Source organism: Mesorhizobium sp. INR15, from assembly GCF_015500075.1.
Taxonomy (GTDB): domain Bacteria; phylum Pseudomonadota; class Alphaproteobacteria; order Rhizobiales; family Rhizobiaceae; genus Mesorhizobium.
In genome coordinates, this window is record NZ_CP045496.1 from 4,255,889 (window position 1) to 4,280,718 (window position 24,830).

Annotated in this window: 24 protein-coding genes; 18 read left to right on the top strand and 6 right to left on the bottom strand. The window is 60.6% G+C overall.

What is annotated here, in order from left to right; genetic code table 11:
- Positions 1 to 125 precede the first annotated feature (125 nt).
- From GA829_RS20680 to GA829_RS20690, 3 genes are all read left to right on the top strand, one after another.
- Positions 126 to 1,529 carry an L-serine ammonia-lyase gene (locus tag GA829_RS20680; RefSeq protein ID WP_195174534.1) on the top strand — a complete coding sequence of 468 codons (1,404 nt, stop codon included), beginning with the start codon at positions 126 to 128 and terminating at the stop codon, positions 1,527 to 1,529.
- A 70-nt stretch (positions 1,530 to 1,599) separates the two neighbouring features.
- On the top strand, positions 1,600 to 2,037 hold the full coding sequence (locus GA829_RS20685; RefSeq protein WP_195174535.1) for a DUF1489 family protein: 438 nt from the start codon (positions 1,600 to 1,602) through the stop codon (positions 2,035 to 2,037).
- A 286-nt stretch (positions 2,038 to 2,323) separates the two neighbouring features.
- A complete protein-coding gene (locus GA829_RS20690; RefSeq protein WP_195174536.1) occupies positions 2,324 to 3,025 on the top strand; it encodes a DnaJ domain-containing protein in 702 nt (233 codons plus the stop codon).
- Between the two features lie 45 nt (positions 3,026 to 3,070).
- Here GA829_RS20690 and GA829_RS20695 read toward each other — a convergent pair whose 3' ends face one another.
- Positions 3,071 to 4,483, bottom strand: coding sequence for a D-alanyl-D-alanine carboxypeptidase (locus GA829_RS20695; protein WP_195174537.1), 1,413 nt, complete (start codon positions 4,481 to 4,483; stop codon positions 3,071 to 3,073).
- 286 nt (positions 4,484 to 4,769) lie between these two features.
- Between GA829_RS20695 and GA829_RS20700 the strand changes: the two genes are divergently transcribed.
- The 4 genes from GA829_RS20700 to GA829_RS20715 all read left to right on the top strand — a co-directional run bounded on the left by GA829_RS20700 (position 4,770) and on the right by GA829_RS20715 (position 8,875).
- Positions 4,770 to 5,099 carry a phasin family protein gene (locus GA829_RS20700; protein WP_195174538.1) on the top strand — a complete coding sequence of 110 codons (330 nt, stop codon included), beginning with the start codon at positions 4,770 to 4,772 and terminating at the stop codon, positions 5,097 to 5,099.
- A 279-nt stretch (positions 5,100 to 5,378) separates the two neighbouring features.
- Entirely contained in the window at positions 5,379 to 5,708 is a 330-nt protein-coding gene (gene clpS, locus GA829_RS20705; protein ID WP_195179745.1) for an ATP-dependent Clp protease adapter ClpS, read from the top strand.
- 6 nt (positions 5,709 to 5,714) lie between these two features.
- Positions 5,715 to 8,186, top strand: a complete 2,472-nt coding sequence (clpA, locus tag GA829_RS20710) for an ATP-dependent Clp protease ATP-binding subunit ClpA (protein ID WP_195174539.1) — start codon at positions 5,715 to 5,717, stop codon at positions 8,184 to 8,186.
- Between the two features lie 62 nt (positions 8,187 to 8,248).
- Positions 8,249 to 8,875 (top strand): chloramphenicol phosphotransferase CPT family protein, encoded by a 627-nt coding sequence (locus GA829_RS20715; protein ID WP_195174540.1) that lies wholly within the window; start codon positions 8,249 to 8,251, stop codon positions 8,873 to 8,875.
- Positions 8,876 to 8,899: 24 nt separating this feature from the next.
- Here GA829_RS20715 and GA829_RS20720 read toward each other — a convergent pair whose 3' ends face one another.
- The 5 genes from GA829_RS20720 to GA829_RS20740 all read right to left on the bottom strand — a co-directional run bounded on the left by GA829_RS20720 (position 8,900) and on the right by GA829_RS20740 (position 13,652).
- Positions 8,900 to 9,331 carry an HIT family protein gene (locus GA829_RS20720; RefSeq protein WP_195174541.1) on the bottom strand — a complete coding sequence of 144 codons (432 nt, stop codon included), beginning with the start codon at positions 9,329 to 9,331 and terminating at the stop codon, positions 8,900 to 8,902.
- 86 nt (positions 9,332 to 9,417) lie between these two features.
- On the bottom strand, positions 9,418 to 11,088 hold the full coding sequence (locus GA829_RS20725; protein ID WP_195174542.1) for a sulfatase-like hydrolase/transferase: 1,671 nt from the start codon (positions 11,086 to 11,088) through the stop codon (positions 9,418 to 9,420).
- Positions 11,089 to 11,182: 94 nt separating this feature from the next.
- Complete coding sequence (locus GA829_RS20730) at positions 11,183 to 12,397, bottom strand: GNAT family N-acetyltransferase (protein WP_195174543.1); 1,215 nt, start codon at positions 12,395 to 12,397, stop codon at positions 11,183 to 11,185.
- A gap of 57 nt (positions 12,398 to 12,454) precedes the next feature.
- Positions 12,455 to 13,183 (bottom strand): glycerophosphodiester phosphodiesterase, encoded by a 729-nt coding sequence (locus GA829_RS20735; RefSeq protein ID WP_195174544.1) that lies wholly within the window; start codon positions 13,181 to 13,183, stop codon positions 12,455 to 12,457.
- A 4-nt stretch (positions 13,184 to 13,187) separates the two neighbouring features.
- A complete protein-coding gene (locus GA829_RS20740) occupies positions 13,188 to 13,652 on the bottom strand; it encodes a RidA family protein (protein WP_195174545.1) in 465 nt (154 codons plus the stop codon).
- Between the two features lie 138 nt (positions 13,653 to 13,790).
- Here GA829_RS20740 and GA829_RS20745 point away from each other — a divergent pair, with 138 nt between their 5' ends.
- The 11 genes from GA829_RS20745 (at position 13,791) to bamA (ending at position 24,802) form a co-directional block, all read left to right on the top strand.
- Positions 13,791 to 14,618, top strand: coding sequence for a cell envelope integrity EipB family protein (locus tag GA829_RS20745; RefSeq protein WP_195174546.1), 828 nt, complete (start codon positions 13,791 to 13,793; stop codon positions 14,616 to 14,618).
- Positions 14,619 to 14,781: 163 nt separating this feature from the next.
- On the top strand, positions 14,782 to 15,060 hold the full coding sequence (locus GA829_RS20750; RefSeq protein WP_195174547.1) for a DUF4031 domain-containing protein: 279 nt from the start codon (positions 14,782 to 14,784) through the stop codon (positions 15,058 to 15,060).
- Positions 15,057 to 15,668, top strand: a complete 612-nt coding sequence (locus tag GA829_RS20755; protein ID WP_195174548.1) for a LysE family translocator — start codon at positions 15,057 to 15,059, stop codon at positions 15,666 to 15,668. Before GA829_RS20750 ends, GA829_RS20755 begins: the two co-directional genes overlap by 4 nt.
- A 177-nt stretch (positions 15,669 to 15,845) precedes the next feature.
- Positions 15,846 to 16,628 (top strand): 30S ribosomal protein S2, encoded by a 783-nt coding sequence (gene rpsB, locus GA829_RS20760; RefSeq protein ID WP_023777441.1) that lies wholly within the window; start codon positions 15,846 to 15,848, stop codon positions 16,626 to 16,628.
- Positions 16,629 to 16,737: 109 nt separating this feature from the next.
- Positions 16,738 to 17,661, top strand: coding sequence for a translation elongation factor Ts (tsf, locus tag GA829_RS20765; protein WP_195174549.1), 924 nt, complete (start codon positions 16,738 to 16,740; stop codon positions 17,659 to 17,661).
- Between the two features lie 360 nt (positions 17,662 to 18,021).
- Positions 18,022 to 18,744, top strand: coding sequence for a UMP kinase (pyrH, locus tag GA829_RS20770; RefSeq protein ID WP_195174550.1), 723 nt, complete (start codon positions 18,022 to 18,024; stop codon positions 18,742 to 18,744).
- 109 nt (positions 18,745 to 18,853) lie between these two features.
- A complete protein-coding gene (gene frr / locus GA829_RS20775) occupies positions 18,854 to 19,408 on the top strand; it encodes a ribosome recycling factor (RefSeq protein WP_195174551.1) in 555 nt (184 codons plus the stop codon).
- 23 nt (positions 19,409 to 19,431) lie between these two features.
- Positions 19,432 to 20,166 (top strand): isoprenyl transferase, encoded by a 735-nt coding sequence (locus GA829_RS20780; RefSeq protein ID WP_195174552.1) that lies wholly within the window; start codon positions 19,432 to 19,434, stop codon positions 20,164 to 20,166.
- Positions 20,163 to 20,978, top strand: a complete 816-nt coding sequence (locus GA829_RS20785; protein ID WP_195174553.1) for a phosphatidate cytidylyltransferase — start codon at positions 20,163 to 20,165, stop codon at positions 20,976 to 20,978. Before GA829_RS20780 ends, GA829_RS20785 begins: the two co-directional genes overlap by 4 nt.
- 100 nt (positions 20,979 to 21,078) lie before the next feature.
- Positions 21,079 to 22,221: an RIP metalloprotease RseP gene (gene rseP / locus GA829_RS20790; protein ID WP_195174554.1), complete on the top strand. Its 1,143-nt coding sequence runs from the start codon at positions 21,079 to 21,081 to the stop codon at positions 22,219 to 22,221.
- A gap of 217 nt (positions 22,222 to 22,438) precedes the next feature.
- The gene (gene bamA / locus GA829_RS20795; RefSeq protein ID WP_195174555.1) at positions 22,439 to 24,802 is read left to right on the top strand and encodes an outer membrane protein assembly factor BamA; all 2,364 of its coding nucleotides are present in this window, start codon (positions 22,439 to 22,441) and stop codon (positions 24,800 to 24,802) included.
- Positions 24,803 to 24,830: the final 28 nt, after the last annotated feature.

The following is a 24,830-nucleotide window of genomic DNA, read 5'->3' on the forward strand; positions in this document are numbered from 1 at the left end:
GCAACCAATGTCGCTACCGGAGCAAACAAGGTCGGCGGATGCAGCGCCGCGCTCTTTAAAAGAGCGGAAACATCCTGAAAATTCCTATATGTGACTCTCGATACGGCCCCAGGAGACAACAGCGCGTGTTCCTTTCGGTTTTCGACCTGTTCAAGATCGGTATCGGCCCATCGAGTTCACATACGATGGGCCCGATGACGGCCGCCGCGCGCTTTCTCGATGAGATCCAGAACGGTGACTGGCCGCGGCCGTCCGGCGTCAAGGTCGATCGGCTGGGCGCCAGCCTGCACGGCTCGCTCGCCTATACCGGTATCGGCCATGGCAGCGACCGTGCGGTTGTGCTTGGCCTTGCCGGCCTGACCCCACAGACGGTCGACCCTGACAAAGCCGAGAGCATTGCAACACGGATTGCCGAGGAAAAGCGCATAGCACCACCGGGCCATCCGTCCTATCGCTTCGATCCGGCCACTGACCTGGTTCTGGACAGGAAGACGCCGCTGACTGGCCACGCCAACGGCATGGCGTTCTACGCCTATGATGCCAGCGACCGGCTGCTGCTCAAGCGCATCTACTACTCAATCGGCGGCGGCTTCGTCGTTTCCGAGGAAGAGTTGCAGAAGATGAAGGCCAAGGGGTCGGTAACGACAGAGGGCAAGAAGGTTCCGCATCCCTTCAAGAACGCCGTCGAAATGCTGGCGATGGCGGCGAAGAGCGGCCTTTCGATCGCTGACATGAAGCGCGTCAACGAGGAAACACAGATGACGCGTGAGGAGCTCGATGCCGGCCTCGATGCCATCTGGGGCGCCATGAAGGGCTGCATCGATCGCGGCCTGTCGCAGGACGGCATCATGCCGGGCGGGCTGAAGGTCCGCCGCCGCGCGCGCATGTTGCATGACAAGCTGCAGGAACAGTGGCAGCAGAACCGCCCAAACCCGTTGCTCGCCAATGACTGGCTGTCGATCTATGCGATGGCCGTCAACGAAGAGAATGCCGCCGGCGGACGTGTCGTCACCGCGCCGACCAATGGCGCTGCCGGCACGCTGCCCGCGGTTCTGCGCTATTGGCTGCATTTCCATCCTGAAGCTGATCAGCCAAGCATCCGCGATTTCCTGCTGACGGCGGCGGCTGTTGGCGGCATCATCAAGACCAACGCCTCGATTTCAGGCGCCGAGGTCGGCTGTCAGGGCGAGGTGGGGTCTGCTTCAGCGATGGCGGCAGCCGGGCTTTGTGCGGTCATGGGCGGTACGCCCGAGCAAGTCGAGAATGCCGCCGAGATCGCTCTGGAACATCATCTTGGCATGACTTGCGATCCGGTCGGCGGGCTGGTCCAGGTGCCATGTATCGAGCGCAATGCGCTTGGCGCGGTCAAGGCTGTGACCGCCGCGTCGCTGGCCATCAAGGGGGACGGCATCCATTTCGTGCCACTCGATGCCGCGATCGAGACGATGCGCCAGACGGGCCTCGACATGAACGAGAAATACAAGGAAACCAGCCTTGGCGGCCTCGCCGTCAATGTCGTGGAGTGCTGAGATCCTGCTGGCACTGTGGAGAAGTCGATCAGGCCGTTGACGCATCCGCGCGGCGGCTTAACCTTAAACGATGGCTCTCAATCTCCTAAAACTCTGCGTCGGCTGCGACAGCGTCGAGGATCTCGAAGAGTGGATCGCGTTTCGCCTCGATGAAAAACGGCGGGCGGGCGAACCGGTCGAACATTACCACACCACCCGCATGGTGCCGACGCGCGGTGCCGAGATCATCGATGGCGGCTCGCTCTACTGGGTGGTCAAGGGCAATGTGCAGTGCCGGCAGCTGATCACTGAAATCCGGCCGTTCACGGACGCCGAGGGGATCGGCCGCTGCCACCTGATCCTCGATCCGCAGGTTGTGCGCACTGACTGGCAACCGCGCCGGGCCTTCCAGGGCTGGCGCTACCTGAAGCCGGCGGACGCGCCGGTCGATCTCGGCCAGGTCAAGGCAGGGCTGGTTGAGATGCCGCCGAAACTCCGGCGCGAGCTTGCCGACCTCGGCTTGCTCTAGACCCCGACGCAGACGGTCCATCCTTGCCAACCGCGGCGGTTTTCTGGCCCTCCATGTTGCCTTGTGCTGGACTTGCAAGCGGCGCGCCAACGCCACATCTTGAACGCATGCGCAACAAGAACCAGTCGATGTCCACTCCTGCGCCGGCGAAGCACCATGGCGCGACCGGAGCCTGCTCGAGTGTCTCATCGGCTCCGGTTGCCGGCCATCATTCCGGCGCAGAAAGAATGTTCAAGCAAATCGCGCTTCTGTCCAAGGGGACAGGCAGCTTGCGGGACGGTGGGAAATGATAGCCGCAGTCATTGTTCTGGTGGCATTGCTACTGGTGCTGCTCAGCGTAGCGACCGCACTCCTGCGCGCTGATCCGGCCAGGCTCGCCGACGGAATGAGAACGTCAGGACCGATTCTGCTTGCACTGTTGGGCGGCGCTCTGCTTCTAGCCGGGCGCGGCGGCATCGGCGGCATTGTTCTGTTCGGGGCAATTGGCTGGTATGGCGCCATGCGCAGCCGCCAGCCGAAGACGGGACTTGTAGCGGGCAAGCGTTCGACGGTCCGCACAGCGGCGCTTGAAATGGAGCTTGATCACGACACTGGCGGCCTGGAGGGCCTTGTCTTGGCCGGTCGCCATGAAGGCAAGATGCTCGGCGCAATGGGCCATGCGGAATTGCAGCAGCTTTACCGCGAACTCCCCGGCGATCCGGAGAGCCAGCAATTGCTAGAGACGTATCTTGACGGCAGATTTCCCGTCTGGCGCAAAAACGTTGAGACGAACATTGGTGACGGGCTGGGTGTTACGCCAGGTCCGGGCGCCATGACTAAGGAGGAGGCCTACAAGGTCCTTGGTCTTGAAGCGGGGGCCGCCGCGGCGGATGTCCGCAAGGCGCACCGCCGCCTGATGCAGCGCCTGCACCCCGATATCGGCGGCACGTCTTTCCTGGCGGCGCGGATTAACGAAGCCAAGGACGTCTTGCTCTCCAATCACAACTAGTCTCCTTCGACGCAGAATTTTTCCGGGAGATAACTTCCACACCGTCTATTGCTGGACGGCGTAGCACTCGATCTTCTTCTTCTTCAAAGCAGTGCAGGCATTCCATGCCGCGTTCTTTGAACCGAAGCCGCCGAAGCGGGCGCGGTAGTAGGTGACGCCGTCCTTTTGGAAAGCGACGGTGAAGCCTGCGGCGTCGGCGAGGACCTTGGGCGCTTGCTTGGTGGTCTTGTCGAGGAACGCCTGCGCCTCGGACTGCTTTGGCGATGAAGCAACCTGGATCGCCCAGCCTGATGGCACTGATGCCGTGTGCACCGGGTCGACGGCGGGAGCGGGGGCTGGTTCGGCATAGGCAGCGACAACCTGCGCCGTCGCAACCTGAGGCGCCGCGACGATAACCGTCTTCACCTTCCTGGCCTTCACGACAGGTGCTGCATCTTCTGCCTGATCATCGCTGTCATCAGTGGCGACCGCGGCGTCGTCGGCCACGGTGGCGTCGTCCTGCGCGATAGGCTTGTCGTCGGGCGTCGGCGCGTCGTGCTTTGGCAAGAGCACCTTGGCAAGGGCGGTAATCGGATTGCTGTCGCCGCCCTTGGCGACCAACGTACCGCCGCCGCGAGTCGAAGTCCTCGGCATGTATGTGTTGATCAACGCCGCCATATGATTGTCGCGGCTGCCACCTGAGGTGCCGCCCATGACGACGGCGACGAGGCGGCGATTGCCGTCGGAAACCGACGAGACGAGGTTGAAGCCGGAGGCGCGGGTGTAACCGGTCTTGATGCCGTCAACGCCCTTGATGCGTCCGAGCAGACGATTGTGGCCATTGATGCGCTGACGGCCGTAGAGGAAGGAGCGCTGCGCGAAATAGCCGTAATACTGCGGGAAATGCTCGCGCAGGGCGATGCCGAGCGTCGCCATGTCCCGCGCGGTGGTGAACTGGCCAGGGTTGGGCAAGCCATTGGCATTGCGGAACACAGTGCCGTTCATGCCCAGCTGCCGCGCCTTTGCGGTCATCATGCGGGCGAAATTGGCTTCATTGCCGCCGAGTGTTTCGCCAAGTGCGGTAGCCGAGTCGTTCGCCGACTTGGTCACAATAGACAGGATCGCCGTTTCGACCGTTACCGAACCGCCTGACTTCACGCCAAGCTTCGTTGGCGCCTGAGCGGCCGCGTTGGCTGAAAAGACAATCGGCGAGTTCCGGCTGATCTTGCCTTTCGCGAGCGCTTCGAATGTCAGGTAGAGCGTCATCATCTTGGTGAGCGACGCCGGATAGCGGCGCCCGTCGGCATCCGCGGAGTAGAGCACCTTGCCAGTCTTGGCATCGATCACGATGGCCGCCGACCTTGCCGCGAGCGACGAGGCAACATCGGCAACGACAAATGTCATCGCAAGAGCGATGACCATGGCCGCTTTGAGAGGGGAGGTGGATTTGGAAACGATGCCCAACAACGCCTGACGCACTGATACTTCCTTTGGATCTTTTTGTTGCGTTGGAGGCGGCAAAGGGTCCTGCCTCACTTCCTGCCAAGCTACTGGGGCAGCGTTACCAATCCGTTTATGGTAACCGCCGCGTTCACCATTTTCTTCGGGCTTGAGCCTCTGTTTATTCGATTTTTAGCCATTGCCGGCGCAGGAGGGCTCCGCGACGGTCAAATATTGACTTTTGTGCGCCGCACAATATATTCAGGTGCATTGCACAAGGGCGCCCCCGAAGAAGGACGCTTCAACCGTCAAGGGAATCCGCGAAATGACCCAGACCTATGAGGACTTCAGCAAATACGGCAAAGAGTTCGCCGACACCGGATTGAAGAGCTTCGCATCGCTCTCCAAGGGCGCCCAGGCGATTGCCACCGAAGCTGGCGAATACACAAAGAAGAGCTTTGAAGCCGGCAGCGCCGCCGTCGAGAAGATTTTCTCGGCCAAGTCGCTGGAAAAGGCGATCGAGATCCAGTCCGACTATGCCAAGCAGTCCTATGAGGCGTTCGTCGCCGAGGCGACCAAGATCGGCGACCTCTATGCCGAACTCGCGAAGGAAGCCTACAAGCCGTTCGAATCGATCGTTGCCAAGGCTAAGTAATTTCGCCTCATGATGTGACGGTTGGCCCGTTCTGGCCGACAACAGAGACCCGGTCGCGCCCGCGCGGCCGGGTTTTTTCGTGTCAATTCCGGCTCCGGGGCATCATGCCGCTTCACGATTGCGAAAAACGGCCCGGTTTGGCCACCTAGCCATATTGTCAGCTAAACAGAAGGGCTTAAAATCGTACATCGAGCACCTACATGTCGAACTCGTATGAGGAATCGGAAGAGGCAGGAATACGTGACGATCGGATTGACTGCCACGACGCATGTGGCGCGGATGCAAGACGGTGACGGCAACGGCAATGGGACCGGCCGTGGCACGGCTGTCATCACGCGCACGAAAACCAAAACCAAGAAGCCCAGTCTCTATCGGGTCCTCATCCTCAACGACGACTACACTCCGATGGAGTTCGTGGTTCACGTGCTGGAGCGTTTTTTCCAGAAGGACCGCGAAGCCGCCACACGCATCATGCTTCATGTTCACAATCATGGGGTGGGCGAGTGCGGGGTCTATACATTCGAGGTGGCCGAGACCAAAGTGTCTCAGGTCATGGATTTCGCCCGACAGAATCAGCATCCGCTGCAATGCGTGATGGAGAAGAAGTGAGGTAACATGCCGGCTTTCTCCCAAGGCCTGGAAAAGGCGCTTCACCAGGCGCTGACGCTCGCGAATGAGCGGCACCACGAATACGCAACCCTTGAACATTTGCTGCTCGCCCTGATCGACGACACCGAGGCCGCCGCCGTCATGCGCGCCTGCAATGTCGATCTCGATGAGCTCAAGCACACGGTCCTGACCTATATCGATACCGAGCTCGACAATCTCGTCACCGGTTACGATGAGGATTCCAAGCCGACCGCCGGCTTCCAGCGCGTCATCCAGCGCGCGGTCATCCACGTGCAATCGTCGGGCCGCGAGGAAGTGTCGGGCGCCAATGTGCTCGTCGCCATCTTCGCCGAGCGCGAGAGCCATGCCGCCTATTTCCTGCAGGAACAGCAGATGACCCGTTACGACGCGGTCAACTACATCTCGCACGGCATCGCCAAGCGCCCCGGCGCATCGGAGGCACGCTCACCGCGGGGCGCCGACGACGAGCAGGGCAATGGTCCGAGCGGCTCCGAGCCGCAGGAGGAAGGCGGCAAGAAGAAGCAGCAGCAGGATGCGCTGACCGCTTATTGCGTCAACCTCAACAACAAGGCCAAGGCCGGCAAGATCGACCCGCTGATCGGCCGCGAGACCGAGATCAACCGCACCATCCAGGTGCTTTGCCGCCGCTCGAAGAACAATCCGCTCTATGTTGGTGATCCCGGCGTCGGCAAGACGGCGATCGCCGAAGGCCTCGCCAAGCGCATCGTCGAAGGCGACGTTCCCGAAGTGCTGCACGATGCCACCATCTTCGCGCTCGACATGGGCACGCTTCTGGCCGGTACGCGCTACCGCGGCGATTTCGAGGAGCGGCTGAAGCAGGTCGTCAAGGAGCTCGAGGACTATCCGGGCGCCGTGCTGTTCATCGACGAAATTCACACCGTGATCGGGGCAGGGGCTACATCGGGCGGCGCGATGGATGCGTCGAACCTGTTGAAGCCGGCGCTGTCGTCCGGTGCGATCCGCTGCATCGGCTCGACCACCTACAAGGAGTTCCGACAGTTCTTCGAGAAGGACCGCGCCCTGGTGCGCCGTTTCCAGAAGATCGACGTCAACGAGCCGACCATTGAGGACGCCATCGAGATCATGAAGGGCCTGAAGCCCTACTATGAGGAATTCCACAAGGTGAAGTTCACCAACGAGGCGATCAAGGCCTCGGTGGAGCTGTCGGCACGCTACATCAATGACCGCAAGCTGCCGGACAAGGCGATCGACGTGATCGATGAAACCGGCGCCTCGCAGATGCTCGTGCCGGAAGCCAAGCGCAAGAAGACGATCGGCATCAAGGAGATCGAGGCGACGATCGCCACCATGGCGCGCATCCCGCCGAAGACCGTGTCCGCCGACGACGAGAAGGTGCTGCAGGGCCTCGACATCGAGTTGAAGCGTGTCGTCTATGGTCAGGACACCGCGATCAGCGCGCTGACCTCGGCGATCAAGCTGGCGCGTGCCGGCCTGCGCGAACCGGAAAAGCCGATCGGCTCCTATCTGTTCTCGGGCCCGACGGGCGTCGGCAAGACCGAAGTGGCAAAGCAGCTCGCTGCCTCGCTCGGTGTCGAGCTGATCCGTTTCGACATGTCGGAATACATGGAACGCCACACCGTCTCGCGGCTGATCGGCGCGCCTCCCGGCTATGTCGGCTTCGACCAGGGTGGGCTTTTGACCGACGGCGTCGACCAGCATCCGCACTGTGTGCTTTTGCTGGATGAAGTCGAGAAAGCGCATCCCGATCTGTTCAACATCCTGTTGCAGGTCATGGATCACGGCAAACTGACCGACCACAATGGCAAGCAGATCGACTTCCGCAATGTCATCCTGATCATGACCACCAATGCGGGTGCCTCGGATGCACAGCGCGCGGCGATCGGTTTCGGTTCGACCAAACGCGAAGGCGACGATGTCGAGGCGATCAACCGGCTGTTCACGCCGGAATTCCGCAACCGCCTCGATGCGATCATCCCGTTCGGCTCGCTGCCGGTGCCGGTCATCCATCAGGTGGTGCAGAAGTTCGTGATGCAGCTTGAAGCCCAGCTCTCCGAGCGTGGCGTCACCTTCGACCTGTCGCCCGATGCGATCGCCTGGCTGGCCGACAAGGGCTACGATGAGCGCATGGGCGCAAGGCCGCTTGGCCGTGTCATTCAGGAGCACATCAAGAAGCCTCTGGCCGACGAAGTGCTGTTCGGAAAGCTCAAGAAGGGCGGCACGGTGCGTGTCACCGTCGAGAAGAAGGAAACCGGCGAGACCGGCCTGAAGCTCGAATCGCTCGCCGACGAGGCGCCGGTAACGCCGAAGAAGGAAGAGCCGGAAGACGCACCCAAGCCGAGGAAGGCCGTGGCGAAAAAGCCGGCAGCGAAAAAGCTGGTGGCGCAGAAGCCGGAGCCCAAGGGCAAGGATGGCGGCAAGCGCAGCCTGGTGCCGCAACTGCCAAGAAAGAACTGACTTTGTCGAAGTAAAAAAGCCCCGGAGACGGGGCCTTTTCCGTTGATGCAATGAGATCGGGCATGGCTGGACAGATCATCATCCTGAACGGTGCGCCGCCATCGGGGAAGTCGAGCATCGTTGCGGCCATCCAGGATAGTTTTGGCGCCCCCTGGATGAACCTCGGCATTGACAATTATGCTCGGATGACGCCGCCGCGTTACCGGCCCGGAATGGGTTTGCGGCCCGGCGGCGAGCGTCCCGATCTCGAAATTTTCATCCCAAGCTTCTATGCGGCACTTTACGAATCGATCGCCGCGCACAGCCGGTTGGGATTGAATGTCGTGGCCGATGTCGGCCACCACGACAGCTATACGCGGCCTCTAGGTTGTCTTGCCGATTGCGCCAGGCGCGTGGCTGGTCTGCCGGTGCTGTTCGTCGGGGTTCGCTGCCCAATAGAAGTGATTCTGCAACGGCGCGCCGAAAGCGCTGCGGAAAAGGGCTATGTGATCGGCACTGACGACGATCCGGCACCGCTGCCCGTGCGCCTTTGGCAAGAGGCGGTCCACAAGCCCGGACTCTACGATCTCGAAGTCGATACGTCTGTTTCAAGTCCGATGCAGTGTGCGGATGCAATTCGTCGTCAACTGGAACAAGGCGTCACTCGGCCAAGTGCGTTCGAGCAATTGAGGCTAACAGCCGCCGATTGAACTGTTTCCAGTTCGAAAGGTGCGTCAGCTTGCCAGCGCCGCGCGTATCTTGCCCGCGTTTTCAGCCAGGATTTCAGGCTTCTCCATACCGCCACTATGCGGCTTCAGGGCAATGCCCTCGAAGCGCGGGATGACATGAACATGCAGATGGTAGACCGTCTGGCCCGACGCCGGTTCATTGAACTGCAGAATCGTCACTCCGTCGGCGCCGAAGGCTTGCTTGACCGCCAGCGCTACTTTCTGAACGATCTTGAAAAGCGGTCCTAGCGTCGACGCGTCGGCGTCGAGCAGGTTTCGCGAAGGTGCCTTCGGCAAGACCAGCGTATGGCCCGGTCCCTGTGGCATGACATCCATGAAAGCGACGACCGCTTCGTCCTCATAGACGCGGTGCGATGGAATTTCGCCGCGCAGGATTTTTGCGAAGATGTTGTCGGTGTCGTAGGCGGCTTCAACCATGGCGAACGCTCCGGATTTGCCTGGAGTTGAGCATAGGCTGCTCCATTCGCCTCGTGTAGCGAAGCCGCTGAATGCAGGCAAGACGATCAGGCGAGATCGACTAGGCCGGCTTCGACGAGCGCCCGATGGAAACGCCTCTTCGGCGCCGAGGCGAGGTCAAAGTAAGCGGACGGATCGTTGTTCAACAGGGCGGCACGGGTTGTGAAAACCGGATCGAGCGGTATTTGGGCAGCCAGCAACGCGAGCGTCGACAAGTAGGTTACATCGAGAACCGGCGGCGCTGTGAGATCCGAAGGGAGCGAGCAGTTCACCGCCTCGATCGCGTAGAAGGTCTCGTACAGTGCCGAATTCGATGGCGGCAAACCGGTGAGCGGCGCGGTAAAAGACGGCTGGTGGTCCCCGTAGCGGACGATGATCGCGGGCTGACCGTCCAGCCTTTCGTCGAGACCTTTGCGGAACGCATCATAGGCTTCGACGCTCTCGGCAAGGCGCACGATGTATTCGCCATATTGGGCATCATCGGTGGCGGCGACAGCTTCACGACGGAGCTCTTCATGCCGTTCGGGCGGGAAGATGCGGCGGACATGATCGCCGTGGTTCATCAGCGTCATGATGGAGAGAAGGGATGGTTTTCCAAGCGCCACCCGATCGGAAAACAGGCCAAGTGCGTGATCGAAGAGTTGCTGGTCGTGCTGCTCACGCTCCCAGCGTCCGGTGTCGAAGGGCGGTGGCAGCATTTCAGCGTGGCTGACATGCTCGATCCCGATCGATTTGTAGAAATGGCCGCAATTGAAACTTGCCGGCGCGTCGCAACTCACATGCGAAACGAGATATCCGGCGTCAGCCAGGAAGGATGGGAGCGAGTGACGGATTCGCCCCGTGAGAAGATAGTAGACGAAGCGGCTGTTCATGCCGAATGACAGCGATGAGAGGCCGGTTAGCGCGGAAAACTCGGTCTGCTGCGTGCCACCACCGAAAACGTCGACATGCAGCGCGCCCGACAGACTGCCCTCAGGCGAAAAGAATGGCTTGAACGCGTCATCGATCGGAAGGCCGAGGCGCCTGGGATCGAACGTCGATTCATGCAGGATCATGATGATGTGCGGCCGTCGTTCGCCCGCCATTTGTCTTGGCGGCATCGGCGTCAGAAGCGGCAAGGCATCGGTGTCAATGTCGACGAATGCGGGTTGGCTTAGCCCGATGCGAAACCATGAAGCCATGAAAACGGAAAGATGTGCACGGTCCTGTGTCAGGAGATGAAAGCGGAACCGCCGCGATCCTCCACCGGCCACAAAGAGAATGACGTAGAGAAGCGCCGCGGCGCTAGCGATTTCCAGGCGCTCCTGGAGCGAGTCCGCCGGTTCGCGCAGGACGGCTGCAAGTGCGCCGAGGCTGGCGAGGATCACGACTGTTCCAGAAACGTAGAGGAAGACAAGGCGCTTGTAGTCCTTGAGCAGCCTGCGGAGGCCGCTTGTCGCGAGGCGGCTAATGTCACCCGCCAGGAGATTGAATCCGAGATAGCGATACTTGAGTTTGGAGGCAGCGCCAATCACGGCTACCAGCACCAGCGTCGTCCACAATGCCCCGGTCTTGCCAGGGAACAGCAGATGGATGGCACCGAAGAGAAGAAAGAATGCAGCGAAGCCGAGATGCCAAGTCGCGGGCCGGCGCTCAAGCCAGACGACCAACAACAGCGCAGCCGCAATTCCCACCGCGCCGAGCCATTGCCCGGCTTCCCAAGATGCCAAACCCTGCATGCCAACCCCAGGGTGCTGTACACCCATGCCCGTGTTTGGCTTAGCGGATTCCGGGAAGTCGGTAAACAGCAGCTCTTTTAAGGCTGCGCGGCCTCTACTCGGCCAGATCTTTGCGGAACGGCGTGTGCTCTTCCAGATACTCGCCCATGCGCTCCACCTCGCGCCGCTCCCGCTTGAGATAGTCCGCCACTGCGTTGCGCAGTCCGGGATGGGCGATGTAGTGCGCTGAGTGCATGGTCACCGGCCGATAGCCACGCGCCAGCTTGTGCTCGCCTTGCGCGCCGGCCTCGACCACTTTCAGCTTGCGCTCGATGGCGAAGTCGATCGCCTGATGATAGCAGACCTCGAAATGCAGGAAGGGGTGGTCTTCGATGCAGCCCCAGTTGCGGCCGTAGAGCGCGTCCGAGCCGATGAAATTGATGGCGCCGGCTATGTAGCGCCCATTGCGCTTGGCCATTACCAGCAGAATGTCCTCGGCCATGCGCTCGCCGATCAGCGAGAAGAATTCGCGGCTGAGGTAGGGCCGGCCCCATTTGCGGCTGCCGGTGTCGGTGTAGAAGGCAAAGAAGTCGTCCCACACCTTCTCGGTGAGGTCCTTGCCGGTCAACCGATCGATCGAGATGCCATCAGCAAGCGCCTCACGCCGTTCCTTCTTCATTGCCTTGCGCTTGCGTGAGGCAAGCGTGGCCAGAAAATCATCGTAGGCCGAAAAGCCTTCGTTGAAGAAGTGGAACTGCTGATCGGTCCGATGCAGGAAGCCTGAGGCTACCAGCGCCTCGACGTCGTCTTCGGGAGCGAAGGTGACGTGGGCGGAAGAGACGCCGAGCTTTTCGGTCACCGCCTTCAGGCCTGCCGCGAGGGCGGCTTTGACAGCGCCGCTGTCCTCGCCTTTGCTGACCAGCAGGCGAGGGCCGGTGACCGGCGTGAACGGCACCGCGCATTGCAGTTTCGGGTAGTAGCGTCCGCCGGCGCGCTCGAAAGCATCGGACCAGCCATGGTCAAAGACGTATTCGCCCTGACTGTGCGACTTGAGATAGCAAGCGACGGCACCAAGCAGCTTGCCTTGAGCGTTCTCCAGCCGCAGATGATGCCCCTGCCAGCCGGTGCGCCGCACGGCGCAACCTGAATCCTCAAGCGCGCTTAGAAAAGCGAATGAAACAAGAGGGTTGTAGGTGTTTTCCTTGTCATTTCGAGTGGTGCTGGCGAAGCCATTCCATTCTTCGCTGGTAAAGGCGCCTATACCCGAGGCGACGCGGATCGAGTAATCCGCGTTCGCCGCTTGTCCATCACCGTCATCGCCCTGATCCATTAGGCTTATTTAAGCTCCGCAGGGGCTCGTACAAGTCACGTTTCAGGCAATCCGGATTCAGGCCACTTTGACATGATCGGGGTCGAACCCTTCGAACGTCATCTGGTCGGCGTATTTGAAGGTCAGGTCCACCGCCGGCTGGTCGTGCACGGTCCAGGTGATGACCGGCATCTTGAGCTTTTCGCGCACGAAGCTGACGAACCGGTTGGGCAGGTCGCCAGCGGCATACGAGGTGAAATCGATCTCATGCGCCAGCATGGCGAAATGCGCCTCGATCAGCTGGTTGTCCTTGCCGTAGGCGGTCAATCCCGCGGGAATACCAGGAGCATCTCTGGGGAAATCGCGGATCAGCCAGTGATCGAACGACATGATCGCTGCCTTGCCTTTGTAGCGCTTGAGCATCTTGCCGACGCGCGCCACCAGTCCCTCGTCCCGCCCGGGAATGCCCTTCAACTCAATGACCATAGGCACGCGGCCGTCGACCAGATCGAGCGCCTCCTGCAATGTCGGGACATGGTCCTTTGTGCCACCAACCTTCAGCGCCGCCATTTCCGCCGCCGTGCGCTGCCAGACGAAGCCATCCTGACCGGTCAGCCTCCGCAGGTCGCCATCATGGATGATGACGGGAACGCCATCCGATGACAGGTGGACGTCGCATTCGATCGCATAGTTGCGTTCGGCGGCCGCGGCGAAGGCTGAGAGCGTGTTCTCCCACCGGGTCTTGTTCATGTCGTGAAAGCCACGATGGGCAACGGGCCGGGCCGTCAACCAGGACAGGTCGGTCATGTCTTCACTCGACTTCGAAGATGGCTTCGATTTCCACCGCGGCATTAAGCGGCAGCGAGGCGGTGCCGACCGCGGAACGGGCATGTTTGCCGCGCTCGCCGATCGCCGCCACGAGGAAGTCGGAGGCGCCGTTGGCAACCAGGTGTTGCTCGACAAACTCCGGCGTCGAAGCGACGAAAACGGTGATCTTCACCAGCCTGCGGATTGTTTCGAGGTCGCCAAGCGCGGCCTTGGCCTGCGCCAGAATGTTGATCGCGCAGTATTTCGCGGCTTCCTTGCCGGTTGCCGTGTCGACATCGCGGCCAAGCAAGCCGCTCGCCTGGAGCTTGCCATCCTTGAGCGGCAGCTGACCGGCGGTGAACAGCAGGTTGCCGGTCCTGCAATAGGGCACATAGTTGGCGGCGGGCGCGGCGGCGACGGGAAGCGTGACGCCGAGATCGCTTAGCCGCTTTTCGATTGTTTCACTCATGGTATTTCCCTATTGCTTGATGTCGCCGCGCTGGCTGGGCCGAAATTGCTATTTTTGCCTCGCTTCCGCCACGACTTTTTTTAAGCTGGACCATCTTTCCCTGCGGCCTGCCATCAGCCGCGACGATCGGAGTACCTCATGCGCGCAACGCGCCTTGCATTCCAAGCCGTTCTTCTGTCGGCGGTTTTTCCGATGGCTCCTGCTTTCGCCGTGCCGGCGTTGCAGGCTCACCGCGCCGTCTATGATCTTTCACTCGACAAGGCATCCGACCGTTCGGGCATCACGGGCATCACCGGCCGCATGGTCTATGAGTTCAATGGCTCGGCCTGCGAAGGCTATACGGTGAAATTCCGCTTCGTTACGCAGATCATCACCAGCGAGAGCACGAAGCTGACCGACCAGCAGACGACCACATTCGAGGATGCCGAAGGCAAGACCTTCTCGTTCGTGACCAAATCCTTCGTCGACCAGAATCTCGACAAGGAGGTCAAGGGTATCGCAACGAAGGAAACCAAAGGACTCAAGGTCGATATCGACAAACCCGAGAAGAACAGCGTTGAACTGACCCCGACCCAGTTTCCGACCCAGCACCTAGTCGAGCTTATCGGCAAGGCGGAGAAGGGCGAAAACTTCTATCAAACCAATCTGTTCGACGGTTCGGAGGACGCCAACAAGGTGATGACCACCACGGTGGTCGTCGGCAAGAAGACCGACGCCGACAAGGCCGATCCGGAGGCGCCGGCGCTGGCCAAACTGGCTACCGACAAATACTGGCCAGTCGACATCGCCTATTTCGACGACACCGCCAAGAACGGCGAAGAGGTGCCGGAATACCGGATCAGCTTCAAGCTGCATGAGAACGGCATTACCCGCGATCTGGTCATGGACTATGGCGACTTCTCGATGACCGGCAAGCTGGTCAACCTGTCGTTGTTCGATCAGACGAAACCCTGCCCGACGAAGTAAGGTCGCCAACCATCCCCCTCACGCACGGCGGTCGAGTTCGAAGCCTGAGGCGGCTTCATTTTCTATCCGAATCCCTTCTATGATCGCTGCCGGGCGAATGTTGGTTCACGCGGCCGATCGCGCCTCAACGCGCGAACGGACAGAAGGAAATGCGGCGAGCCTCATGGCGGTCTATGTCGACGCGGCGATCTGGAAATGGGTTGGTCACCGCTGGTGCCATCTGATGGCCGATGACACTGACCAGCTGCACAGCTTTGCCGCGCAGCTCGGCATCAAGCGCTCGTCCTACCAGGGGCCGCCCAAGACATCGGCGCCGCACTATGACATAACCGGTTTCGAGCGTGACCGCGCCGTGCGGCTTGGCGCGATCGAATGCAGCCGCGAGGAGATCGTCGCGATCTTCAGGCGGGTGAGGGTACCCAAGGGGAAAATCCGGTCATGACGCTGACGGCATTCCTGGCTTATTGCATTGCAGTCACGCTCGCCGCCGCGACGCCAGGACCGGCGATGTTCACGGTCATTACCAATGGCGTGTCGCATGGGTTTGTCCGTGCCTTCATCGCCGGCGTCGGTGTCGCCGCCGGCGATGCGGTGCTGGTCACCCTGGCGCTGCTCGGGCTGGTGGCGCTGGCGCAGACATTCGAATGGGTTTTTCTGCTGCTGAAATACGCGGGCGCTGCCTATCTCATTTTCCTGGGCGTCAAGATGTGGCGAGCCGCCGCCACGCAGTCGAGCGAATCGCAGGCGCCGCACGGCAGGCTGTCGCGGTCGTTTTTCCTCGGCGCATCCATTGCGCTTGGCAATCCGAAGGCGATCCTGTTTCACGCTTCCATCATGCCGCTGATCCTCAACCTCAACACCATGACCTTTGCCGACGGCCTGCTGGTGGTTGCGGTCGTGATCAGCGTCAACATCCTCACCATGGGTTTCTACGCTGCCTTGGCGGGGCGGGCTTCAGGATGGTTCAGGACGCCAAGGCGCATGCGGCTGATGAACCGGTTTGCCGGCAGCGCGATGATCGGCACCGGCGCGCTGATTGCCGCACGCTGACCGGTGAAGCGCCAGACGGCTTGCGTTTGTCTTGCTTCCCCTCTATATGCGCGCTCATTCCACACACGGACTTTGGTGTCTGCCCGGGAGAAATCCGGCTGAGACCTCCGGTGGCGTTCTAGGACAAAAGTCCAAAAATGCCTGTGTCCGTGGAGGCTAACCGGAAAGGAACTTTGAATGGCACTGCCTGATTTCAGCATGCGCCAGCTTTTGGAAGCTGGCATTCACTTCGGCCACCAGACCCACCGCTGGAACCCGAAGATGGCGCCGTACATCTATGGCGCCCGCAACAACATCCACATCATCGACCTCTCGCAGACCGTGCCTTTGCTGCACCAGGCGCTGAAGCAGGTTTCCGACACCGTCGCCAAGGGCGGCCGCGTGCTGTTCGTCGGCACCAAGCGCCAGGCGTCGGACATCGTTGCTGACGCGGCACAGCGTTCGGCCCAGTATTATGTCAATTCGCGTTGGCTCGGCGGCATGCTGACCAACTGGAAGACGATCTCGAACTCGATCCAGCGCCTGCGCAAGCTCGACGAGATGCTGGCTGGCGAGGCCCAGGGCCTCACCAAGAAAGAGCGCCTGAATCTCGACCGCGAACGCGAGAAGCTCGACAAGGCACTCGGCGGCATCAAGGACATGGGCTCGACGCCGGACCTGATGTTCGTCATCGACACCAACAAGGAAGCGATCGCCATTCTCGAGGCCAAGCGCCTGGGCATTCCGGTCGTTGCCATCATCGATTCGAACTGCGATCCGGACAAGATCGACTTCCCGATCCCCGGCAATGACGACGCGGCCCGCGCCATCCAGCTCTATTGCGACCTGATCGCCAAGGCTGCGATCGACGGCATCGCCCGTCAGCAAGGCGCGCTCGGCGTCGACATCGGAGCATCGGTCGAAGCTCCGGTTGAACCGGCGCTTGATCCGGCCCCGGCTTCGGAAGCTCCGGAAGCTTGATAATCGAAGGCCGTTCGCGGCCTTCATCATTCTCATATTTTGGCACGCTAGACAGACGCATCATCGAGTATCGGTGGTGCGTCGGTGCATTTAAAACAAAGAGGCGACAATGAGCATTTCAGCTGCACAGGTCAAAGAACTCCGCGACTTGACTGGCGCGGGCATGATGGATTGCAAGGCGGCACTGAACGAGACCAACGGCAATATGGAAGAAGCCGTTGACTGGCTGCGCAAGAAGGGCATTTCGAAGGCTGACAAGAAGGCCGGCCGTACGGCGGCTGAAGGCCTGATCGGCATCGACGCCGGCGTTCGCGAGGCCGCGGTCGTTGAAGTGAACTCCGAAACCGACTTTGTTGCACGCAATGCCGCGTTCCAGGAGATCGTCGCCAATGTCGCCAAGGTCGCGCTCGCCTATGGCGGCAAGACCGAAGCTGTCGCCGCCGCCAAGTATCCGGGCTCGGACAAGTCGGTCGCCGACACGATCAAGGATGCCGTCGGCACGATCGGCGAGAACATGAGCTTCCGCCGTTCGGCCAAGCTCAGCGTCGAGCACGGTGCTGTAGCGAACTACGTTCACAACAAGGTTGCTGATGGTCTCGGCAAGCTCGGCGTGCTGGTGGCGATCGAAACCACCGGCAATGCGGAAGCCGCCAACGCCTTTGGCCGGCAGGTTGCCATGCATGTCGCCAACTCCAACCCGATGGCGTTGATCGCGGAAGAAGTCGACCAGGCAGCGGTTGAGCGCGAGCGGGCAATCTTCGCCGATCAGGCGCGCCAGTCCGGCAAGCCGGAAGCGATCATCGAGAAGATGGTAGAAGGCCGCCTGCGCAAGTTCTACGAGGAAGTCGTGCTCTTGAAGCAGGCCTTCGTGCTCAACCCCGACATCACGGTCGAGCAGGCGCTGAAGGAAGCCGAGAAAGAAATCGGCGCTCCGGCAAAGATCACGGCCTATCTGCGCTTCGCTCTCGGCGAAGGCATCGAGAAGGAAGAGACGGATTTCGCGGCGGAAGTCGCGGCAGCGGTCAAGAAGTAAGGTTGCCTTCGGGCACTCCAAGCATCTGACAAGATTTTTCGGCCGGGTGTCCGTTAGGATGCCCGGCCGATTTCTTGTGCGGTGTCGATAAGGCGCCCAGCATTCCGAATTCGTTCGTAGGCTCGGAAATACAAGGTGCCATGACTGGTGGGCAGGCGGCGGGCGACAAGCCGGACGGCTATCTGTCCGACCTGATGATGCAAGGTCGTTTTGCAGGCGTTTCGTGAAAGTCGACCATTGATTTCCGCTTCGGGCGCCGCGTGACATCGCGGCGCCCATCGTGTATCGGAACCCAGTGTTTTGGGATGGTGCCTGCGTGAATGCCTGCCCGGATGCGCCATGCAAAATGACGAGGTCCAGATGACGGTTAAGCCCCTCTATCGACGTGTTCTGCTGAAGGCGTCGGGCGAAGCATTGATGGGCGAACAGCATTTCGGCATCGACGTATCGGTCGTCGATCGCATCGCCAGCGACATCGCCGAGGCTCGCGCCCTGGGCATCGAAGTCGGTGTCGTCATCGGCGGCGGCAACATCTTTCGCGGCGTCGCCGTGGCCTCCAAGGGCGGTGACCGTGTCACTGGCGACCACATGGGCATGCTTGCCACCGTGATCAATTCGCTGGCATTGCGCACCTCGCTGAACAAGATTGGTGTCGATGCCGTGGTGCTGTCGGCCATCGCCATGCCCGAGCTTTGCGAGAGCTTTTCGCAGCGCCAGGCAACCGCCTACATGAACCAGGGCAAGGTCGTGATCTTCGCCGGCGGCACCGGCAACCCGTTCTTCACCACTGATTCGGCCGCGGCGCTTCGCGCCGCCGAAATCGGCGCCGACGCGCTGTTCAAGGGCACGCAGGTCGACGGTGTTTATTCGGCGGACCCCAAGAAGGACCCGAACGCGACGCGTTACGAGCGCATCAGCCATGCTGAAGTCATAAACAAAGGCCTTTCCATCATGGATACGGCCGCGATAGCCCTTGCGCGCGAAAACAACATTCCGATAATCGTTTATTCGATCCACGAAAAAGGTAATTTCGGCGATATTCTGAGGGGTGGCGGCCGCTGCACGGTCGTCGCGGACGAGTAATTCGGGGCCCGAGCCCGAAAAAGGGAAACCGGTTTTCGAAAATCAGGCTCAAACACGGGGCTTTGCCCTGGCGCAATGAACCCGCGCTAGACGGGTTGAGGAGATAGTGATGAGTGGCGAGTACGACGATCTCAAGCGGCGCATGGATGGGGCAATCGCCGCGTTCAAGCATGATCTGGCTTCGCTCAGGACCGGTCGCGCTTCCGGCAGCCTGCTCGACGCGATCCAGGTTCAGGCCTATGGCACCTCGATGCCGATCAACCAGGTGGCCAATGTGTCGGTGCCGGAGCCACGCATGATCTCGGTGTCGGTCTGGGACAAGTCCATGGTCGGCGCGGTCGATCGCGCCATCCGCGAATCCAATCTCGGCTTCAACCCGATCGTCGATGGCACCAATCTACGAATTCCGCTCCCCGAACTCAACGAGCAGCGCCGCAAGGAACTGGTCAAGATCTCGCATACCTATGCCGAGAATGCCCGTGTAGCCGCGCGCCATGTGCGCCGCGACGGCATGGACTTCCTGAAGAAGGCGGAAAAGGACGGCGATATCAGCGAGGACGACCAGCGCAAGCGGTCCGACCAGGTTCAGAAACTCACCGACGAGACGATCAGCAACATTGATCACCTGCTTTCCGACAAGGAAGCCGAAATCATGCAGGTTTAGGGGCCGGCCCCGAAAGCAAGAACATGGCAACGCCCGCGCATGTCGCGATCATCATGGACGGAAATGGACGCTGGGCCAAAGCGCGCGGCATGCCGCGGCTGGCTGGTCACCGCGCCGGGGTCGAGGCGCTGCGCAAGACGGTGCGCGCCGCACCTGGCCTCGGCATCTCCTTCCTGACGGTCTACGCTTTTTCATCGGAGAACTGGTCGCGGCCGAAATCCGAGGTCAGCGACCTGATGGGGTTGCTCAAACTGTTCATCCGCCGCGATCTCGCCGAACTGCATCAAAGCGGGGTGCGGGTGCGAATCATTGGCGACAGGGCAGGGCTGCAGGCTGATATCAGGGGACTGCTCGACGAGGCCGAATCGCTCACCGCCGGCAATGAATCTCTGACGCTGGTCATCGCCTTCAACTATGGCGGGCGCGACGAAATCGTTCGCACAGCGCGCAAGCTTGCCGAGGCCGTAGCGCGTGGCGAGCTCGACAGCGAGGCAATCACCGCCGAGAGCTTCGCGGGTGCGCTCGATACACAGGGCATTCCTGACCCGGAACTGGTCATCCGTACCAGCGGCGAGCTTCGGCTGTCCAATTTCCTGTTGTGGCAAGCCGCCTATAGCGAGCTCGTTTTCCTGCCTTGCTTTTGGCCCGATTTCAGCCGTGAACACCTAGCCGAAGCCCTGCGTGACTTCGCCGGCCGCGAGCGCCGTTTTGGTGGACTTGGCTCACAAGACGTCGCTTCGCGACCGGCGGCAGGATGAGCAATCTTCAGCTTCGGGTCATTTCGGCGCTTGTTCTTGCCATCGTTGCCCTTGGCCTGACCTGGCTTGGAGGCCTGCCGTTTCGCCTGCTTTCGGCGGCCATATCGGCGATGATCTTCTATGAATGGACGCGGATGTCCCGGCCCGCTGGAATGGCGGGGCTTGGTTTCCTGCCTGAAGTGCTGGTTCTGATTTTTATCGGGACGCTGATCGCCGGGCTGCCGGCATCCGCTTTGCTGCCGCTTCTCGCAGTCCTGGTCGCCATCACCGCTGTCGCCGCCATTTTACGAAAGGCGACGCAGTGGGATGCCTCCGGCTTGGCCTATGCAGCTGTTTCGGGCCTCTCTTTGGCGCTGCTGCGCGATGGCGATCGATCCGGCCTCGTTGCAATCCTCTTCCTGTTCGCCGTCGTTTGGGCGACTGACATTTTCGCCTATTTCGTCGGCCGCGCTGTCGGCGGCCCGAAGCTGGCGCCGTCGATCTCACCTGGCAAGACGCGCAGCGGCGCGCTTGGCGGCGCCGTTGGTGGCGTGATTGCAGGGCTCGCCCTGGCGGCCGCGGCGGGCATTGGCAATCTTGGTGTGCTCGGCCTTGTGGCTCTGCTGTTGTCGATCGTCGCGCAGGCGGGTGACCTTTTTGAATCATGGGTCAAGCGCCGGCACGGCAAAAAGGATTCCGGCACGCTGATTCCCGGACATGGCGGTGTCATGGACCGTGTCGACGGGCTTGTGGCGGCTGCTTTCGCCCTGTACGTCATCGGCTGGATTTCGGCGACCGCCGATCATCCGGCTCACGGACTGTTTCCAATTTGATCGGCATAGTCCAAGACCGGTACAGAGCGCCTTGGATTCGCCTCGATTGATGTCACAGTCACCGTGCGATCAGCGCTGTGGAAGAATTTGAGGGTTTGTCTTGAACGAGATTCTTCACGCGCTTTTCAGCACCCAAGGCATTCTGCTCGGCACACTGGTGCCGTTTCTGTTCGTGCTGACGGTGGTCGTGTTTGTCCACGAAATGGGCCACTACCTGGTCGGACGCTGGTGCGGCATCGGCGTCAGGGCCTTCTCGATAGGCTTTGGTCCCGAGCTCCTGGGCTTCAATGACAGCCATGGCACGCGCTGGAAGCTCTGCGCCATACCGCTTGGCGGCTATGTCAAATTCGTCGGTGACATGAACGCCACATCGAGCCAGCCAAACTCGGAAGACATCGAAGCGCTGACCGACGAGGAACGCAAGGTCGCCTTTCACACGCAACCAATCTGGAAGCGGGCCGCGACGGTGGTTGCCGGACCGCTGTTCAATTTCCTGCTGACGATCGCTGTCTTCGCGGTGCTTTTTTCCACCTATGGCCGCTATGTCGCCGAGCCCATGGTGGCGGAGGTTACAGCCGAAAGCCCGGCCGCCAAGGCAGGTATCCTGCCCGGCGACCGATTCGTCAGCGTCGACGGCGCCAAGGTCGAGACCTTTGCCGATGTTCAGCGCCTGGTTTCAGGCAGGGCTGGCGATTCGATCACCTTCGTCATGATGCGCGATGGCAAAGAGGTCACCGTGACCGCTACGCCGCAGTTGAGGGAGCAGGAGGATGCGCTTGGCAACAAGGTCAAGGTGGCCGTCATCGGCGTCGTCAACAACAAGGAACTCGGCCAGCCCAGGCTGATCACCTACACTCCGGTCGGGGCAGTTGGAGCGGCAATCCAGGAGACGGGGCACGTCATCCAGCGTACGGGGCAATTCCTGCAGCGTTTTGTTGTCGGCCGGGAGGACAAGTGTCAGCTCGGCGGCCCGGTGAAGATCGCCGATATGGCAGGCAAGGCGGCAAAGCTGGGCTTTGAATGGCTGGTGCAGCTCGTTGCGCTGCTCTCTGTCGGGATAGGCATTCTAAACCTTTTGCCGATTCCCCCCCTCGACGGCGGCCATCTCTTGTTCTACGGGGTTGAGGCCGTCATCCGGCGCCCGGTGTCGGAACGGATGATGGAAATAGCCTATCGGGCAGGCTTGCTTCTGGTGCTGTGCTTCATGGGTTTCGTTTTCTGGAACGATTTGTTTGGGTGCTGAAATCATGAAGGAATTTGGCTTTGGCGTGAGCGATGTTGAGACCCCGTTTACCATGCACGGGGATATGAGTGACGCGAAAGCCACGCGGCAAGGTTAAGTAAATACAAATTAACCAGAAGCCTTGCGTGTAGGGAAAATCCGGTTAATACGGTAGGGGAAATTACCGCACGTCCGGTTTTCTCGCCGTGGGGACTACGAGAAAAGGTTATTAAGCCCGATGAAGGCAGCATCCAAGTTTCTGAGCGCCGCTTCCGCGGTGGCCATGTCTGCGGCTCTGGTCGTACCAGGCACGCTCGCAGTGCAATTCGTTGCCACATCAGCGGCCGAGGCGGCTGTCGTCTCCAGAGTGGAGGTAAGCGGCAACCAGCGTGTCGACGCCGACACCATCCGCAATTACATCACCATCAAGCCGGGCAAGTCGTTCTCCAGCTCCGATGTCGACGGCGCTGTCAAGGCACTGTTTGGCACTGGCCTGTTTTCGGATGTGCAGATCAATCAGGTCGGTTCGACGCTGATCGTCAAGGTTGCCGAATACAAGGTCGTCAACCAGGTGCTGTTCCAGGGCAACAAGAAGCTCAAGGACAACGCGCTGGCAGCGGCGGTTCAGCTGAAGCCGCGCGGGACATTCTCGCAGGCGGCGGTTGATGCCGACGTCGAGGCGGTCAAGGCCGCCTACAAGCGCATTGGCCGCGACGATGCCGCCGTGACCACCCAGATCATGGAACTGGGCGACAACCGCGTGAATGTTGTCTTCAACATCAACGAAGGCGGCCGCACTCAGATCGCTTCGATCAATTTCGTCGGCAACAGCGCTTATTCAAGCCGCCGCCTGTCCGATGTGATCAACACCAAGCGCTCGTCCTACCTATCGTTCATCCTGCGCGACGACGTCTATGACGAAGACAAGCTGCGCGCCGATCAGGAGCTGCTGCGCCGCTTCTATTACAATCACGGCTATGCCGACTTCCAGGTGGTTTCCGCTGTCGGCGAGCTTGACGACGCGACGAACAAGTACACCGTCACCATCACCGTTCAGGAAGGCGACCGCTATACGTTCGGCGACGTCAGCGTTGAGAGCACTATCCCGGAAGTTGACAGCAAGGCGCTGGAATCGGTGGTCGAGACCCAGAAGGGCGACGTCTACAACGCCAAGAACGTCGAAGACACCATCATCGCGCTGACCGAGAAGGTCGCGGGTTCGGGCTACGCTTTCGCCCAGGTGACGCCGCGCGGCGACCGCAACTTCGAGAACCACACGATTTCGGTGGTCTACACAGTCGATCAGGGCACCAAGGCCTATATCGAGCGGATCGAAATCCGCGGCAACGACCGCACGCGTGACTATGTCATCCGTCGCGAGTTCGACGTCAGCGAAGGCGACGCCTTCAACCAGGTGCTCATCCAGCGCGCGAAGAAGCGGCTTGAAGGCCTTAACTACTTTGACAAAGTCGATATCTCGACTGTGCCTGGCTCCCAGCCGGATCAGGTCGTGCTCGTTGTCGATGTGGTCGAGAAGTCGACCGGTGAATTCTCGGTCGGCGCCGGCTATTCGACTGGTGGCGACACGGCAGGCCCGTCGGTTGAAGGCTCGGTCTCCGAGCGCAATTTCCTCGGCCGCGGCCAGTTCATCAAGCTTTCGGCTGGTGGCGGGAAGAATTCGCGCGATTACAGCCTTTCCTTCACCGAGCCCTATTTCCTCGGACGGCGTATCGCTGCTGGATTCGACGTGTTCAACCAGACGCGCAATTACAGCAATTACGACAGCGAGACGATAGGCGCGACGGTACGCTTCGGTCTGCCGATCACAGAGAGCATTTCAACGCAGCTGGCGTACAATATCTCGCAAGAGAAGTATAAGCTGGACGATGGTTGCATGACCTCTGGGGTCTATGATCCGCTTAAGTGCAACGTTTCCACCGCCATTCTGGATGGCATTGCGCAAAGCCCGTGGATCAAGTCGTCGGTCAGCCTTGGGCTGGTCTACAACACCATCGACGACATGAAGAACCCGCATGAGGGTATCTACGCCACGACCACGGCTGAATTCGCCGGCCTCGGTGGTGATGCGAAATACGTGAAAGTCACCGGTCGGGCCAGCGTCTACCAGACGCTTTCTGAACAACTGGATCTGGTTGGTCTTGTGTCAGGTGGGGCAGGCGTCGTCCAAGGGTATGGTGGCGGTGACCTGCGTGTCTTCGATCACTTCCAGAGCACGGACCGCATGATCCGCGGCTTCGCTTATGGCGGTATTGGACCAGTCGCACTGGGCGGCAGTGGCGATCATCTTGGCGGCACCACCTACTTCAATGCTTCGGCGGAAGCCCAGTTCCCATTGCCGGTCATTCCGGAGAGCTTCGGCCTGCGCGGTGCGGTGTTCGCGGACGCGGCAACGCTTTACGGTAACAAGGTATCGGGTGTTGACCCGTCGTCGACTGGCATGAAATTGCGCGCCTCGGTCGGTATGGGCTTGATGTGGGCCTCGCCGTTCGGCCCGATCCGTATTGACTATGCGATCCCGGTCAGGAAAGAAGCGTCTGACGACGTGCAGGAATTCAACTTCGGCATATCGACCCGCTTCTGATCGGCGGTTTACAACGCTTCCGGACCTT